This is a genomic window from Cytophagaceae bacterium (assembly GCA_016722655.1).
Classification (GTDB): domain Bacteria; phylum Bacteroidota; class Bacteroidia; order Cytophagales; family Spirosomataceae; genus Leadbetterella.
The window spans coordinates 3,299,768-3,317,237 of sequence record JADKIR010000004.1 but is presented as its reverse complement, the minus strand read 5'-3'; the positions used below and the strand labels follow the sequence as shown (position 1 = coordinate 3,317,237).

General features: G+C 36.3%; 12 protein-coding genes. 9 read left to right on the top strand and 3 right to left on the bottom strand.

Annotated features, from left to right (window positions below; all coding sequences use genetic code 11):
• Nucleotides 1–122: 122 nt before the first annotated feature.
• Nucleotides 123–2,636, bottom strand: a complete 2,514-nt coding sequence (locus IPP61_14955) for a BamA/TamA family outer membrane protein (GenBank protein ID MBL0326457.1) — start codon at nt 2,634–2,636, stop codon at nt 123–125.
• Nucleotides 2,637–2,656: 20 nt separating this feature from the next.
• Between IPP61_14955 and IPP61_14950 the strand changes: the two genes are divergently transcribed.
• The 7 genes from IPP61_14950 (at nt 2,657) to IPP61_14920 (ending at nt 12,768) form a co-directional block, all read left to right on the top strand.
• Entirely contained in the window at nt 2,657–3,394 is a 738-nt protein-coding gene (locus tag IPP61_14950) for an RNA methyltransferase (GenBank protein MBL0326456.1), read from the top strand.
• 117 nt (nt 3,395–3,511) lie between these two features.
• Nucleotides 3,512–5,344: a membrane protein insertase YidC gene (gene yidC / locus IPP61_14945; protein ID MBL0326455.1), complete on the top strand. Its 1,833-nt coding sequence runs from the start codon at nt 3,512–3,514 to the stop codon at nt 5,342–5,344.
• A gap of 69 nt (nt 5,345–5,413) precedes the next feature.
• Entirely contained in the window at nt 5,414–7,066 is a 1,653-nt protein-coding gene (locus tag IPP61_14940; protein ID MBL0326454.1) for an amino acid ABC transporter substrate-binding protein, read from the top strand.
• 5 nt (nt 7,067–7,071) lie between these two features.
• Complete coding sequence (gene hemL, locus IPP61_14935; GenBank protein ID MBL0326453.1) at nt 7,072–8,370, top strand: glutamate-1-semialdehyde 2,1-aminomutase; 1,299 nt, start codon at nt 7,072–7,074, stop codon at nt 8,368–8,370.
• Complete coding sequence (locus IPP61_14930) at nt 8,367–9,341, top strand: glycosyltransferase (GenBank protein MBL0326452.1); 975 nt, start codon at nt 8,367–8,369, stop codon at nt 9,339–9,341. The genes hemL and IPP61_14930 overlap by 4 nt, the downstream gene beginning before the upstream one ends.
• Before the next feature lie 317 nt (nt 9,342–9,658).
• Nucleotides 9,659–11,431, top strand: a complete 1,773-nt coding sequence (locus tag IPP61_14925; protein ID MBL0326451.1) for an ABC transporter ATP-binding protein — start codon at nt 9,659–9,661, stop codon at nt 11,429–11,431.
• A 140-nt stretch (nt 11,432–11,571) separates the two neighbouring features.
• A complete protein-coding gene (locus tag IPP61_14920; GenBank protein MBL0326450.1) occupies nt 11,572–12,768 on the top strand; it encodes a WG repeat-containing protein in 1,197 nt (398 codons plus the stop codon).
• Between the two features lie 169 nt (nt 12,769–12,937).
• Here IPP61_14920 and IPP61_14915 read toward each other — a convergent pair whose 3' ends face one another.
• On the bottom strand, nt 12,938–13,858 hold the full coding sequence (locus IPP61_14915) for an AraC family transcriptional regulator (GenBank protein ID MBL0326449.1): 921 nt from the start codon (nt 13,856–13,858) through the stop codon (nt 12,938–12,940).
• 218 nt (nt 13,859–14,076) lie between these two features.
• Between IPP61_14915 and IPP61_14910 the strand changes: the two genes are divergently transcribed.
• Entirely contained in the window at nt 14,077–15,594 is a 1,518-nt protein-coding gene (locus tag IPP61_14910; GenBank protein MBL0326448.1) for an aldehyde dehydrogenase, read from the top strand.
• A gap of 63 nt (nt 15,595–15,657) precedes the next feature.
• On the top strand, nt 15,658–16,038 hold the full coding sequence (locus IPP61_14905) for a DUF779 domain-containing protein (protein ID MBL0326447.1): 381 nt from the start codon (nt 15,658–15,660) through the stop codon (nt 16,036–16,038).
• Between the two features lie 5 nt (nt 16,039–16,043).
• Here the strand turns inward: IPP61_14905 and IPP61_14900 are convergent, their stop codons facing one another.
• Nucleotides 16,044–17,468, bottom strand: coding sequence for a TolC family protein (locus tag IPP61_14900; protein ID MBL0326446.1), 1,425 nt, complete (start codon nt 17,466–17,468; stop codon nt 16,044–16,046).
• Between the last annotated feature and the right edge of the window lie 2 nt (nt 17,469–17,470).

Below are 17,470 nucleotides of genomic sequence, written 5' to 3'. Positions count from 1 at the left end.
AAAGTACAATCATAAAACGGAGAACTCAAAAATCTAGTGATTGGATATAGATTAAGTCAGGATATTAAACTTTTCAATACTTATAAATATGTTTTTTGGGGAATTGTATTCTGTCTAAAAAATCAGAAAGGATACCCAATCCCGAAGTTCCAGTTGAGACCGTAGGGTTTATTGCGTTTCATTGAAAATTCATCCAACACATATCGTTGTCCCTGGATTCTTGCTGGGTCAAAGACTTTTATTCCCCAGTCAAATCTGAAAAGGAAATAAGACAAGTCCCAACGAATGCCGAAGCCGGTCCCCACTCCTATTTCGCGGTAAAAACGCTTGAAATCAAAATTGGATTTATTGACTTTGGATGGTGAATCTATGTTGTGCCATTTCCAAACATTACCAGCGTCAATAAAAGTGGCGATTTGAATGTCTCCGGCAAAATGGAGCACTTTTAATCGATATTCGATACTTGATTCAAACAAAATATCGCCAGGCTGAGGAATAGTATTGCCAGCAGTTGTGGTGTCAGCTCCGGCAGAACCTACACCCAAAGTTCGCGGAGCCCAGGCTCTCACGCTGTTACTGCCACCAACAAAAAAGTTTTTGTCATAAGGCAATGATCGGTTGTTACCATAAGGGTTAATTACACCCAAATTGAGCCGGAAAGCATAGCTGCTATTTTTATTGATGTTTATGTTTCTTCTTAAATCAGCGTTTATTTTCAAAAACCTAAAATATTGCCTTACTGAATCTATAGAATTTGCCGATTGCTTCAATGGGAAAAGCTTTTCAATGAGATTGATTTGATCTTTGTTGTTGAGGAAATTTAAAACAGTCCCTCCCGATTCCAAAAAGAGTCTGAAAAACTTAGAGTCAGACAAAGGCCTGCTTGGATCCTGTTTATTAATGACAAGATTTGAATTAATAGAAGAAACAAACTGGGGATCAAATGTAACTTTGAGGTTATTACCTTGCTCTTGTTGTAAAGAAATCAGACTATTATAAAACGATTGACCGGCTTCGTTGTTGAAATAAATGGTATTAATGAGTGAAGCATCTAAAAGACTGAAATAGAATACCGCATTTTTGTTTAATTGGATGGAATAGTTGGTGGTCACTTTAAAATTAAGCCTTTTTCCCCAAAAGGGTTCAGAATAATTATACCCAAAACCAAGAATAGTTCGGGGGTTTTTAAGGTAATACTTTTCCATCTGACGAGGAAAAAGCCATAGATTTGGAAGTGTAACATTCAGATTTACACCCAATTCCAAACTACCTCTTATTGATTTTTCATTAGAGATAATAGGAGAAGGCTGCCCTTCGTATGAAGCCCTTATAGCCGCTTCTATGGTTTCCAATCGTCGAAACCTATTTCTGGAGGTCAGTGTGACCGGTACACCAAATCCAAAAAACGTGGAACCGTCATTATAAATATTGTTAACTCCGGGGCTGATCCCGAAACTATATTTTTGAAGCAAAGGTGCGAAATACTCTACCGACAACTGACCGGGTGCCAGAGGCTTTATCTGAGAACTTGCAAACGAAAACTGGTTAAAATAAGCCACCTGCCGTTGGGTTTCCTGCACATCAATTTGTCGATACAAATTTCCTTGTCGGGTTATTATTCGGTTGGAAAGTACATTTAAAGGTATATTTCGATCAAGTCTTATAAACCTGACACCATTGTAAACTACGGTATCGGGTTTGAGATCTGTATTGTCAGCACTGGGGTCAAACGCCTTAAAAACTACTTCTTCAATGTTGAATTTTTCATGCCTGAGGTTATTAGGATTTAAAACTTCAAAATACAATTCTCCGTGTTTTTGTTGTTTAAATAAATTTTCATCCTGCTCCGGATTGCTTGCTCCATGAATAAGATATTTATTGTTAAAATTATAATATCCGTTATTCTTGAAAAGTTGCTCTAACCTAAGTTTTTCGGCCTGAACCAATCTCAAATCAAACAAATTTCCCTTTTTAATTTGTGCTTTTGAAATCTCGTCATTAATTAATTTCAGAAGTAAAGTGTCTGAACAGTAATACTTTACAGTATCAACCACAAATCCGGAATTCTCAGAAACAATATACTGAACTTTAACTTTTCTCGTATTTGCTATTGTATCTAATTTGTAAAAAACCTCCGCATCACGATAACCTATATCAAATAAAAACTTACGAATTTTTGTAGAAGTCTCTGCAATTTGAGACTCGTAAGCATAAACCTGTTTTTCTCCAATATTTCGCCAAAACCAGGCATTTTTTTCTTCTAAATTGCCCTCTATTCTGCTAATCTTTTTCTCTAATTTCTGAATTTTCCGTGCACTGTATTTTGGAGTTTTCTTAACATTTTCAATTTTATTCTGAAAACTCAGGAGTTTTTGTGTCTGCCTGAGGGAGTCAAATTGTTTCAGTCCAAAATTATACCACCAAACTCTGGGGGTTAAGGGCAGTTCCAGTGGTTTTGTGTTTTCTTTTTGGCTAAAAGGGATTATTTCCTCCAACTCTTCAACAATCACATGCTGCTGACCTTTGAAATCATTTCGCCAAAGGATATATTTTCCTGCCGGCACCGAGTTTCTGCACGAGAAAATCGCCAGTGACACAGAAAACAATACAAGCAACCGAAAAATACTTTTTGACAAAATAGTTCTTAAATTTGTATATGATTTCAAAACAGCAACAAAAATACGTTCAATCTCTCCATAATAAAAAATACAGACAAGAATATGGGGAGTTTATTGTAGAAGGTGAAAAGAATATCCTGGAATTAATTGATTCAGAATATGAAATTAAAGATATTTTTTGCAGTCAGGACTTTGAAAAAGAACTTAAAAAAAATGGAAAACAACTTCCATTGACCACAGGCACGGAAGAGCAAATAAATGCAATTTCTACTTTAAAGAACCAGAACTCGGGTGTTGCTGTAGTAAAAATAAAAGAACCGGAAAATATTTCAACCAGTCAAAATCTTCGATTGATTCTAGATGGTATCAAAGATCCCGGAAACCTGGGTACCATTATCAGGTTGGCGGATTGGTATGGTTTGAAACAGATTTATTGCTCAGAAGACACTGTAGAATTCTATAATCCTAAAGTCATTTCTGCCACCATGGGCTCATTTAGCCGCATATCTTGTGTTTATTTAAACATTCAGGATTTCTTAAAAAATAATCCGGGTACAACTTATGGTGCATATTTGGGTGGCACCAATATCCATGATTTAAAACCCTCTAATGGTGTAAATCTTATTATTGGAAGCGAATCACATGGAATCAGGGAAGAAATACTTCCATATGTTTCAGAAAAAATCACTATTCCCGGTTTTGGAAAAGCCGAATCTTTAAATGCCGCAATTGCCACCGGTATAATTCTGGACAACTTCTCAAGATTTTTCAAATAAATAAAATGTATTTGCGGAATTTTTAAAGCTAATAAAAAGTTAATTTAGCTTAAACCAATTAAATCAAGTTTTTTTTCCGAATTTTGCGGAAATTTTGTCAAAACCTCAATCCAAATAATGGAAAAATTAGATAAGAATACGGTCATCGGGTTAATATTGCTTTTTGTGCTTTTCGGTGTTTACACTTATTTCGAATCGACCAAACCCCAGCCCGTAAATACGGAAGCAAATAAAAACAATAATGCTCCGGCAAAGGCTACTCAGAGTAAAATAGCATCTGTCCCTTCAGCTCTAGCTATGAATGATAGCTTGCCTGAAAAACTAATTAAAATCGAAAACAAAGATTTGATCGTTACTTTTTCAACGAATGGAGCTTCAATCAGGAAAGTTGAGCTGAAAAATTACAAAAGTTATTCGGTCTTTAAAGCTGAGAAAAATGAACCAATGGTGATTTTTGATGGCACGAAATCAGGAATTAATTTCCAGATTCCTGTTACAACGGGCACATTGGATCTTTCTGGCTTGAGTTTCAATTCCAATAATACCGATGCCAAAGTATCAAAGGTGCCTTTAACGGTAACTTTTTCGGCGAATTCTTCTGCCGGTTTAGTAGAAAAAACCTACACCTTGAAAGAAGCAGGATTTGAGATTCTCCAAAATCTTAAAATAGCTGATGCAACCAAACTAAAAAGTGGCTCAGCGGCACAAATTGTGTGGAAACATAATTTTGAATATACTGAAAACGATTTGGCTGAAAACAGGAAATCGGCTCAGATCAACTATTTTGACAAAGAGGAAAACTTTGAAGACATGGGCCTTGGCTCAGCGGGGAATGATGACGAAGATGCCGAGCTTCCCGTAAAATGGATGTCGTTTAAGCAGAAATATTTCACTTCAGGTGTAATTGGTGAAAAAATATTTTTTGATAAAGCCAAGTTTGTCCTGGAAACACCCGAAAAAGACAGTTCAATTGTAAAAATTGGAAGTGCAACAATGGATTTTGCAGGAACAGAATTGGCAAAAGGACTTGAATTGAAATATTACTTCGGTCCTAACGAACTCAATAACCTCAAAGCCGCCGGAAACGATTTTCAGAAAAACCTCTATCTGGGGTATGATATCGTAAAACCCATAAACCGTTACATTTTTGTTCCATTGTTTAATTGGGTAGAATCGTTTGTAACCAATTATGGTTTATTGATCATTATCGTTGTTTTAATTATCAAACTGGCTCTTACGCCGTTGATCTATAAATCATACGTAAGTTCTGCCAAAATGCGGGTTTTAGGCCCTGAAATCAACGCAATCAAAGAACGTGTAGGCGATGATGCCATGAAAGTGCAGCAGGAAACTATGAAACTTTATCAGCAAGTTGGTGTAAGTCCTTTGAGTGGATGTGTACCATTATTGCTGCAGATGCCTATTTTGATGTCGGTATTCTTCCTGTTTCCAAACATGACCATGTTCCGTCAAAAAGGTTTCCTATGGGCAAGCGATTTGTCAACCTATGACGCACCTATCAGTTGGGCTTACAACCTACCTATCATAGGAAACCACATCAGTTTGTTTGTGGTATTGATGACCATCTCTAGTTTGGCCTTTACATATTACAACAATCAGGTTACTCCTGATCAGCCAGGTCCTATCGACATGAAAAAAATGTCTTATTTCTTCCCATTGATATTTTTCTTTGTATTAAATAGTTTTCCTGCCGCACTTAGTTTTTACTATCTGGTTTCAAACGTGGTTACTATCGGTCAACAATTGGCTGTAAGGAAATTCATTGATGAAGACAAGATTTTAGCAATTCTTGAAAAGAACCGGAAAAATTTTGCCACCAAGCCTCAAAAGAAAAACAAGTTTGGTGATTTTCTCCAAAAACAACTGCAGGCTTCAGAAGAAATGAAGAAGCAAGCAGAAGATTTGAAAAAAACAGGCAAAAAGAAATAAGATAATGCTCTACAATTTTTAAATTTGTAGAGCATTATTGTTTTTTGACCATAACAATCAATCTATCCAATGAAAAAAGGGCTTGTATTGTTCTTTTGTACGTATTATGCTGCATTTGGCCAAATGGGTGACCAGAGCTATTTGCTTGAGTACAAAAAGGCTGTTCAGCTATTTGCTGACAATCAATACGAAGAGGCCTCGAAGAAATTTGGTCTGCTTTCTCAAAAATCATACCAAAATCCAGTCGTTCCTTATGCCTTCTTTTACAATGCTTTAACTTCAAAAAACAAAGGTAATCTGTACCAAAGCAGGGTCTATTTCAGACAATTGTTTGAGAATTTTTATGACTGGGAAAAAATAAATGAGGCACGAATTATTTATGCTGATATTAATTTATCCGAAAACTATTTTGAAGAAGCCTTAAAAACTCTGGAATTAATCGATGATAAGGAATTTGAAAGCATAAAATCTGAAATGCTAAGCACTTATATTCCGAAAATCAAAAGTCAATCAACGTTAAAGGACCTCTATTTTAAATTTCCAAATCAAAAGGAAATCGCTGTAAATCTTGTAAAGAAAATACAACAAAACCGGTATAATTCCAAAGAAGATCTTGAAATATCGGATATGCTCACCAACAGGTTTAAATTGTATGATAAAATTCAGGATAAGGATGATTCAAAAGATCGGGACAAGGCAAATGCAATTCACCAGGTAGAAATTGCTGTTTTATTACCATTTAATTTTAGCCCAAATGCAGCCAATTCTGAGGATTACAGATATGTTTATGATTTGTTTTCGGGGATGAAACTGGCCGAGGAATCGCTTGCCAGTGAAGGGATCGCTTTAAAATTGCATGCATTTGATATAAAAAAATCAAGGTCAGATTTTCAGAATTTCGAAAGGAAAGGCAGTTTTTCGGGAATTGATTTATTTGTGGGACCTCTTTATGCTGAAACCAACCAACCAGCATCTGATTTTGCCGGTTTAAACAGAATCATACAGGTTCATCCGATTTCCAACAATAAAGAACTGGTAAAAGGCAAGAAGAATACATTTCTTTTACAGCCATCTTTTGAATATCAGGCTCAAAAATCACTGGATTATTTCCAGGAAAATAATGGCAGAAAAAACCTGAGTATTTATTTTGGAACCTCAAAAAAAGATTCACTTTTTGCATTGACATATAAAACCGAAGCTATTAAAAGGGGTTATAAAATTACTGTTTTCAAACAATTCCATGGCCTTCTTACCAAAATACAACCCGAAAACGGCCATATTTTCTTTGCTGGGGATAATAATCTTGGAGGGAAGTTTATACAGTCATTCCAGAAAAACAAAATCAATTGTGATATATTGGCAACCGCCTCATCTTTCTCGTGGGAAAAAAATAGCACTCAAAATTTCCCGTCCAATCTCATCATTCTATATCCTGAATTTGTTCAAAAAGAAAAAGAAATTGTAAAAATATTTGAAAAAAAATACTTTGAAAAGACGTCTTCCCTTCCTAACTATTTCAGTTATCTGGGATATGACATGGTTTATTTTTTCGGGAAAATGTTGAAAGATGGTAAAGATGTATTTTCGCTTAATCTTGAAAGCGGACCCTACAAAGACGAATATCTGCTAAGTGGCTTTGATTATAGCCAATCAAAAAATGAAAATGGAATAGTTCCTCTGGTAAAATTTAACGGAGAGACTTTTGAGGAGATTTACAGGTAAAACCAATGAAAAACAAAAACAGTGAAAAGCTTTTTAAAGAAGCTCAAAAATATATTCCGGGTGGCGTAAATTCACCCGTGAGGGCCTTCAAATCAGTAGGCGGGAATCCCAGATTTATAAAACGAGCCAAAGGTGGCTATCTTTATGATGAAGATGGCAATAAATACATTGACATGATCAATTCCTGGGGTCCAATGATCCTTGGACATGCATTTACCCCTGTTGAAAACCAGGTAAGAAAAGCAGTTAAATCCTCTTTTTCGTTTGGTGCACCTACTAAAAAAGAAGTAGATATGGCCAAATTAATTGTGGATTTGGTTCCTTCGGTCGAAATGGTCAGAATGGTCAACTCGGGTACAGAAGCCACAATGTCTGCCATAAGATTGGCACGGGCATACACAGGCAAGGAGAAAATAATAAAATTTGAAGGTTGTTACCACGGTCATGGCGATGCATTTCTGATTTCAGCAGGAAGCGGTGCCCTTAGTTTGGGGCAGCCCGACAGTCCCGGAATTACATCAGCTACCTTAGGTGATACACTTACCGTACCTTACAATGACGTTAATACACTTGAATCGGTTATAACAAAAAACAAAAATACCATTGCGGCCTTAATCATTGAGCCTGTGGTAGGAAATATGGGCTGTGTACTTCCCGAAACGGGTTATTTGGAAGCCATAAGGGAGATTTGCACCAGAGAAGGAATTGTTTTGATATTTGACGAAGTCATGACCGGCTTCAGACTTTCTTTAGGTGGAGCCCAGGAAAGATTCAATATTAAGCCTGATTTAACTACTTTAGGCAAAATTATCGGCGGTGGTATGCCTGTAGGTGCCTATGGTGGCAAAAAAGAAATCATGCAGATGGTTTCGCCTTCAGGGCCCATGTATCAGGCAGGTACACTTTCAGGAAACCCCATAGCCATGTCGGCAGGAATGGCCATGTTGAAACATTTGAAAAAAAATCCTAATGTTTATTGGCAACTTGAAGCTGCCGGACTGGAGATTGCCTACGGAATCACCCAATCATTGAAAGAACTCGAGCTCAATTACACTGTTAACCAGATTGGCTCAATGTACAGCTTATTTTTTACCGAAAATAAAGTAGTTGACTATACCACTGCAAAAACCTGCGATACCGCGGCATTTGGAAAATATTTCAATGCCATGCTCAACCGGGGCATTTATCTGGCTCCAAGTCAATTTGAGTCATTATTTATTTCAGAAAAAATTGATTCAAAAATCATAAAGAAAATTCTGAAAGCCAGTCATCAGAGTTTAATAGATTTAAAAACGGAAAAATGAAAAGGTTTTCGGTCATAATTCCAATTTATAATCGGCCAGAAGAGTTGGACGAACTACTGGAAAGTCTTGAAAAACAAACCTTTAAAGATTTTGAAGTCCTGGTAGTAGAAGATGGATCTACCCTCAAATGTGGTGAGGTAGTAAAACAATACTCTTCTTCACTTGATATAAAATATTTTTTCAAAAAAAATGAAGGGCAGGGTTTCGCCAGAAACTATGCTGCAACGCATGCTGAGGGTGAATATCTTGTTATTTTTGATTCTGATGTGGTGGTTCCGCGAGAATATTTTGAGATTGTGGACGAGGCACTAACAGAAAGTAATCTGGATGCTTATGGCGGAGAAGACCGGGCAGACGAATATTTTAATGATCATCAGAAAGCCCTGAGTTTTGCGATGACCTCAATATTTACGACAGGAGGCATCAGAAGCAAAAAGAGCAATGCGGGTGGAAGCTACCAGATCAGAAGTTATAATATGGGCATTAAAGCCGCAGTTTTTAAAGAAATTGGTGGTTTTAAAAAGACAAATATGGGTGAAGACATGGAACTTAACCATAGGTTGCAAAAAGGTGGATATTCTAAAGAACTCATAGAAGGAGCTTATGTTTATCACAAAAGAAGAGGAGATTTTGGAAACTTTTTCAAGCAAATCCTGAGCTTTGGCCGTACAAGGATTCAACTTAAGAGAGATTATAATATTCCAATTAAAATAGTGCATACTTTGCCGGTTCTATTTACACTATTTATCCTGAGTTTGCCTTTTCAGTTTTTTATTAACAAAGAGTTATTTGACCTTTCTCTGGGGATTTTGTGGTTATATTTTTTGATTATTTTTATCTCAGCCTCAATTACTCAAAAAAGCTTAAATGTAGGAATTCTTAGCATTCCAGCATCATTTATACAACTTTTTGCGTATGGATTTGGTTTTATACTTGAGGTATTTGGCAAATCAAACAGTAACCAAACTTAAAGATTTACGAAGCAGAGAAATGTTTTGATTTATAACGGGGTACCAGTCAACATGCAGTGAGATTTTTTGGCATGAATAAGACATACACTCTGTATATTCATGATTATAACCACAAGAGGGACACTTCCCTCCGGTTTCGAAATGATTAAAACTCTCTCCGCAAAAGCACCTCCAGGTTTGAAACGGAAGTGGTTCAGTTTTACAACTAGGGCAACACGCCTTCATTAAATTAGTTTAAGGTTTTACAAAATTAAGGAGTAAAAACTAAGAAATAAGCTCAAATTGCACAGAATAATTTAATTTTTTATCAAAGGATTTTGGAGAAAGAAAACTACAAAAATAAAATAGTTGATTATCAAATACTTAAAAGGCTATTTGGTTTTATTTTACCTTATAAAGGCAGGTTTGTATTATTGGTAATTCTAATAATTATTAATGCTGTGCTATCGCCCGCTTTGCCTTTGTTAATACAATATACCATCGACGGTCCGATTGCAGAAGGAAACTATAATCAATTGAGCCTGTGGGTTGGTGCCATGGTAATCCTATTAACAGTAACCTCTATGGTATCCTATTTTAACACCTATGAGTCGGGTTGGCTGAGCTCCCGAATAATTCATGATATCAGATTAAAGGTTTTCAGGAAAATAATTCAACTTAGATTAAAATTTTATGATGAAACAGCCATCGGAAAACTGGTGACTCGTACAATTTCTGATGTAGAATCCCTTTCTGATGTGTTTAGTTCCGGGTTTGCCGCAATTGCCGGCGATTTATTACAATTGTTCCTGATTATTGGGGTAATGTTTTTCATCAACTGGAAACTCACACTTATCAGCCTGAGCACTATACCCCTGATGTTGGTCAGCACTTATATATTTAAAGAAAAAGTCAAAAAGTCATTTAATATGGTCAGGAATGCCGTGGCCAATCTTAATTCTTTTATTCAGGAAAGAATATCGGGGATGAGTCTGGTACAGATTTTTAATGTAGAAGAACAGGAATATAAAAAATTTGAAGAACTTAACAGGGAGCATAAAATCGCCAACATTAAATCTATACTATATTATTCTGTTTACTTTCCTGTTGCTGATGTAATCGCCGCCTTAGGAGTAGGTCTGATTGTATGGTATGGTGCCAAAGGAATTATTGGAGAGGAAGTAACCTTTGGTACTATCACTGCATTTATAATGTATATCAATCAGTTTTTCAGGCCCATCAGGATGATTGCGGACCGTGTCAATACATTGCAAATGGGTGTAGTTAGTCTTTCCCGAATTATTGAAATTCTTGATGATGGCGAAAATGTGGAGAAAAGTGGAAAAGAAAAACCTGAAATTGAAGGTAGAGTCAATTTTGAGAATGTGTGGTTTGCGTATAATGAACCGCAGTGGATTCTGAAAGACTTAAGTTTTGAAGTTAAAAAAGGGCAATCTGTTGCCTTTGTGGGTGCCACAGGTGCCGGAAAAACTTCTATAATAAGTTTGCTTAACCGATTATATCCCAATCAAAAAGGTCAAATATTACTTGATGGTAATCCCATTGAAAACTACGATCTTCAGTATCTTAGAAGTAATATAGGTGTAGTATTGCAGGAAGTGTTCCTTTTTAATGGCAGCATTGAAGAAAACCTGAGGATGGGTGATGATACTATTACCCTGGATGAGATTAAAGCTGTAGCCACAAATGTAGGTATTCATGATTTTATCATGAGTTTGCCGGGTCAATACGAGTACAAGGTAATGGAGCGTGGAGCCACTTTGAGTATGGGCCAGAGACAATTGCTGTCTTTTGTGAGAGTATTATTGCAAAATCCAAAGATTATTGTGCTGGATGAAGCCACTTCTTCCATAGATTCTGAGTCAGAACAACTGATACAAAATACTATTGAAAAAATAATGAAAAACCAAACCTCCATTATTATTGCACACAGGCTAAGTACCATCCAAAATGCAGATAAAATTATTGTTTTAGATAAAGGAAAAATTTTGGAATCAGGAAGTCATCAGCAATTATTAGAAAAACAAGGTGCCTATTCTCATTTGTATGAACTCCAATTTAGCAACCAAAGTGTCAAAATCTCCGACTAAAACATACCACTGTATATTTTTTTAAAAATATTTTCGAAATCATACCTTTTGCTAAGTTTTTATAATTTTTTTCATAAAAAATAAGCAAATTTTGGCACGCGATTTGCATGATAATACATGAACAATAAATCATGTATCTCATGAAAATCTCGGGAAAACTACTTATTACAATTTCACTTATTACCATCGGAATGATGGTGGGTAATGTGACAGCCCAAACTAAAAAAGACTTTAACGTTGGATACAAATTTTCCAACGGACTGGCAAAAATTTATGTCAACGAAAAATACGGTTTCCTTAACCGTGAAGGAGAGTTGGCATTTCCCTGCATTTTTGATTATGCCAATGATTTCACCAATAATTTTTCTATCGTTAGATTAAATGATAAATACGGTATCATTTCTATAAACGGTTTACAATTGGTTGAATTTGATTATGACTATATTGAGTCTTATTCAAACGGACTGGCATTGTTTAAAAAAGACGGAAAATTTGGTTATATGAATGAGGACGGAAAAGAAGTAATTCCGGCTACATTTGATTATGCCATGAGTTTCTCAGAAAATCTAGCAGTAGTTAAAATCAACAATCAGTTTGGTTTTATCGACAAAAAAGGTGAAGTAAAAATCGAACCTGAATATGAATTCCTGAGCTCATTCAGCGGAGATCTTGCCCTAATCAAAAAAGACGGCAAATTTGGATATATCAATAACAAAGGTAAAATTGTAATTGCTCCTGTTTACGATCAGGCTACCAATTTCAAAGAAGGTTTGGCCACTGTAAGACAAGATGGAAAAAGTCATTTGATCAGCAATAAAAACAAAACCATTACAGATTTAGGTTATGAAAGTATCGGACCATTCACCAATGGCACTGCAGTATTTTCCAACAATGGCAAATTTGGTTTGATAAATAACAAAGGCCGTGAGGTTGTTTCAAATCTTGATTATATCGAAGAATCTTCAGAAGGCCTGTTGGCATTCCAATTGAATGACCGTTGGGGTTTCATGGATAACAAAGGAACTATCCTTATCGCTCCTTCATACGAAAGAGTAAGAGGTTTTTCTCATGGTTTGGCAGCTGTTGCCAACAACAAAAAATACGGATTTATCGACAACAAAGGAAAAGTAATTGTTCCCTTGATGTTTGACTATGCCAACGATTTCTCTGAAGGTTTTGCTTGCGTAAAATTCCAGAATTCATTTATTTATTTGAATGAAAAAGGTGTAGAAAAAATCGAAATTTCGAAAGCTATTGGTACTCAGGATCAGTTAAATGTTAAATTTAATGAGTCGCAAAACGGTACATTGATTTCGAGCATCGATTTGTATAGATAAGAATAAAATAATAGTTAATAATAGTTTGAAAAACTCCGGGCGTTTGTCTGGAGTTTTTTTATGCCAAAATTTTTACGGAATTCTTTATCAAAAAAAATATTAAAACCGGTAAGTTTTTCTATAAAAAAGGTAACGAGAATTCTCTGGATTAAAGAAATATTTAACTTACTCAAACATTTTTCATGGAGTTGGAAAGGCTTTTAAACTCTGAAGGTGATAGGTTTTTCTTTTTCTTAAATATCCGGCAGAAATAAGAAAAACTATTGAATCCACTGGCCAAATAGGCTTCTTTTATACTTACTCTTGGATTTCTTAACATACTTTCAGCGATCTTCAAACGCTCCTCAATAATAAAATCATTTGGGGTTGCACCTATTTCATGCTTGAACGTACGATAAAAACTCGACTCGCTCATGTAGGCTTTTTCGCTTAGAATATCTATTGAAAGATCTTCTGTAATATTTTCTCTGATGTATTTAATGACAAAAGAAAGACGGTCGTTGTTGGAATCGGTAAAAGATTTTTTAAGATACATCGATTTGGTTTCAGTCTGTAGAATCCTGATGACTAGCTCCTGAATAAGTAAGTCAGAAAAAATATCTTTGGAGGGATGATTTTCGGTAAAAATAAAGATCAATCGTTGCAATATCTGATTGATGGCGATGTCATTGGTGAAATGGTAGTTATAATCCAGAATACTCCACTCCTGCCCATTTTGTTTGGTTCCACGCTGGTTAAGAATATCAACAGCCTCTTTTAGCTTGGTTTCAGATAGTGCCAAAGCAAGACATTGGGTTGGGTTTGTGGGGGTGGCTTCCGGAAAATCTATGCACATCAGCTCGTTGGCCGGCAAAATCACTGATTCTCCCGGCAAAAACCCAAATGAATTAGTGTTATGTAGGTGCATCACTTTTTTACCTTTAATCATACTTGCCAGAACCGGGTCCTGAAACTTTAGCATCACCTGGCTTGCCTGAATATGCGTTTCAAAGATATTAAGCTCGGCATTTTTTAGCGTATGAATCGTTCGGTTTTCAACCAGATTTTCCAGTTTACGATTTTCATAGTGTTTCGCAGTAAGGTCGAGCATAAGACTTGGCTGTTTAAATTCCAATCAAAATATTAATATTTCCACAATAAACATAACAAAACAAATCGACTTTTTGAAAGTAAAGTTCAATTACTTAGAGAATTGTTCAAACGATTGAATGAAAAATGAAACTGGTTGGGAGAAAACTACAATTTTATTTCACTTTTCTAAGATTTTTTTGTGCTATTCAATTTTCAAAACTCTAATTTATTAAAACTATGTCAAGTACAAGCAATAATTTGGTTGCTAGACCAAATCTGAAACCTCATTATGATAATTTTATCAATGGCAAATGGACACCGCCTTCAACCGGGCAATATTTTGAAGTAATCTCCCCTGTCGATGGAAAAGTAATGTCAAAAGCGGCACATTCTGCAAAACTTGATATCGAAAATGCCGTAAACGCTGCTCATGAAGCTTTCAAAACTTGGGGAAAAACTTCCTCCACTGAAAGGAGCATTATTCTCAACAAAATAGCCGACAGAATTGAAGCCAACTTAGAGTACATAGCTGCCGTAGAAACGATGGATAACGGAAAAGCTGTAAGAGAAACCATGGCTGCTGACATTCCTTTGACCATTGACCATTTCAGATATTTCGCCGGCGTGATTCGGGCAGAAGAGGGAAGCATTTCTGAGCTGGACAAAGATACCGTTTCTATCATTGTTCATGAGCCTATCGGTGTGGTGGCACAGATTATCCCCTGGAACTTCCCTATACTTATGGCCGCCTGGAAACTGGCACCGGCACTTGCGGCTGGTAACTGTGTGGTATTGAAACCTGCGGAAAGCACTCCAATTTCTATTATGGTTTTGATGGAACTGATTGAAGATTTGTTGCCGGCAGGGGTTATAAATATAGTCAATGGTTTTGGGGCCGAGCTGGGTCGTACATTGGTAACCAATCCAAAAGTAGCCAAAGCGGCATTTACAGGATCTACTGCCACAGGTAGAATGGTGATGCAATATGCCACAGAAAACATCATTCCGGTTACTTTGGAATTAGGTGGAAAATCACCCAACATTTTCTTCCCATCGGTAATGGATGCCGACGACGAGTTTCTTGACAAAGCCATCGAAGGTGCAGTACTTTTTGCTTTAAATCAAGGTGAAGTATGTACTTGTCCGTCCAGATTGCTGATTCATGAGTCGATTTATGAGAAGTTTATTGAAAAAGTGATTGCTAGAACAAAAGCCATAAAAGTTGGCCACCCGCTAGATCCAACGGTGATGATGGGAGCTCAGGCTTCGCAGATTCAGAAAGACAAAATACTTTCTTACATCAATTTGGGTAAAGAAGAGGGAGCCGAACTGCTTTGTGGCGGAGATGTAAATCATTTGGGAGATGAACTGGAGGGAGGATATTATATTCAGCCAACATTATTCAAAGGCCATAATAAAATGCGACTTTTCCAGGAAGAAATATTCGGGCCTGTTTTGGCGGTTACAACTTTCAAAACCACAGAAGAAGCCATTGAAATAGCAAATGACACACTTTATGGCCTGGGTGCCGGCGTGTGGACACGTGATGCACATGAACTATACACAGTGCCAAGAGCCATACAGGCAGGTCGCGTATGGGTAAATCAATACCATGCTTATCCGGCCGGGGCACCGTTTGGTGGATACAAACAATCCGGTATAGGACGAGAAAATCACAAAATGATGCTTGGACATTATCGCCAGTCAAAAAACATGTTGATTTCTTATAATAAAAACAAACTGGGTTTCTTTTGAGAAATCTAAAACCAAAACCGCCACGGATTCTGAAAGGGATTCGTGGCTTTATACTTTTTGATTATGGAAAAAATTAAAAGACTGTCAGCCAGCCAGGCGGCATTGGAGTTGATTGAAATGCTTTCGGGTAAGTTTGGGGATTTGATGTTTTATCAGGCAGGAGGTTGCTGCGAAGGCACTCAGCCTCAGTGTTTTGAGAAAGGTGGGTTCTATTTAAGGTACGGAGATGTTTGTATTGGAGATGTAAATGGGTTTGAATTTTGGGTAGATAAAGATCTTTTTGAATACTGGAAACATTCACATTTCACGCTTGATGTAGCAGATGGATATGGTCCGGGTGGTTTTTCTTTAGAAACACCTTATGGTAAGACATTCAAAGTAGAATACCGTTTGTTTTCTGAGGAAGAAAGTAAAAATCTGGTTGAGGTGCGGTTAAATGATTAAATAAATCAATTTCCGGTATAATACTTATAAACCAGGTTGTAGAAATAGTGCGTGTATTTGTTTCTGATAACATTTGATTTTGCTGCCTCAAGACTCAATTTAGTCTGATTGTATTCCACAAATGAATTCATACCTTCTTCGAAACGTTCTTTTGAAAGTTTGAAGGCTTCATTTTGTGCTGATTCATATTTTTGAGCCTGTAGATAAAGTTTTTTAGAATTTTCAAGCTGGGTTTTTATCTGAAGCAAATCATTTTTTACTTCCGTTTCTGCTTTTTGAAGCTCAGATTGAGCGATTTGTTTTTCTATTTTCGAAATCTGAATTTGCGTGTTTCTGTAATTTTTATCCAAAATAGGATATTCTAAATTCAGTTTCAGCCCTAAACCAATGTTTGAAAACAACTGTGAAAGGTAACCAAATCTCACTTCCTCGGTTTTTGGAACCTGCGAAACCACATTTAAAGGAAAATTATTTCCGTTGATACTAATAAACTGATTTTCAGAAACCTGGATAACTTGCTGCGGCTCCCCAATAAACTTTATCCTTCTGTTTGCCTGACTTGAATAATTGGTAAAAAGTCCACCGGTAAAAAACAAAGAGGGCTTTTTGGTACCTTCTTTTAGTTTGATTTGGTTTTCAGCAATATCAACATTCAGTTTCTTTTGTAATAAAAGAGGAAGACCCACCAAATTATCAGTTTTATTAATTGAAGCTTTAGACAGATCCGGCACCAAAGGTTCATTTACTTCCTTGATTTCCAGCTCAGGAGTATTCATTATTTTTTTCAAATAATTCTTAGCATCCAAAAGCTGATTCTCGGCTTCCAATATTCCCAAAGTTTCATTTTCCAGTTGTGCTTTGAGTTCAATCAGACTACTTTTTGGAAGATTACCCAATTCAATCAAAGCATTATTTCTCGTTATCTGAGTTTCGATGATTTTCTTTTGTTCAATCTTCAAATCCAAAATTTCCTGTTTTAAAACTACCTCTAGAAATGCCAGTGTTACGGCCTTTTTCAAATCAAATTTTAAGATTTCAGCATCAATCATTGCAGATTTTTGAAACTTCTCGTTCAAAGAAACCGTATTTTTGATGATATCTCCTTTGTATAAAGTCGTGCTTGAGGTAAGACCAAGTGTAGCCGAATTGATAGGTTGTGTTACATATTGATTGCTCACCGGGTCAATATTTCTTCCCAAATTAAAACCCTGAGAAAAATCTGTGGACAAAGTCGGGAGCTTTTCTTTTTGACTCTGTTCAAGATTCCTGACAGAAATATTGGCTTTTTGTCCTGCGATTTTTACATCAAAATTATTATTGATGGCCATTTCGAGACAACTTTCAAGCGTGAGGGCATTGTTTTTTTGGGCAAATCCTGAAACAGAATTCACAAAAACAAAAATCAATATTTTGAACAAATACTTTCTCAATA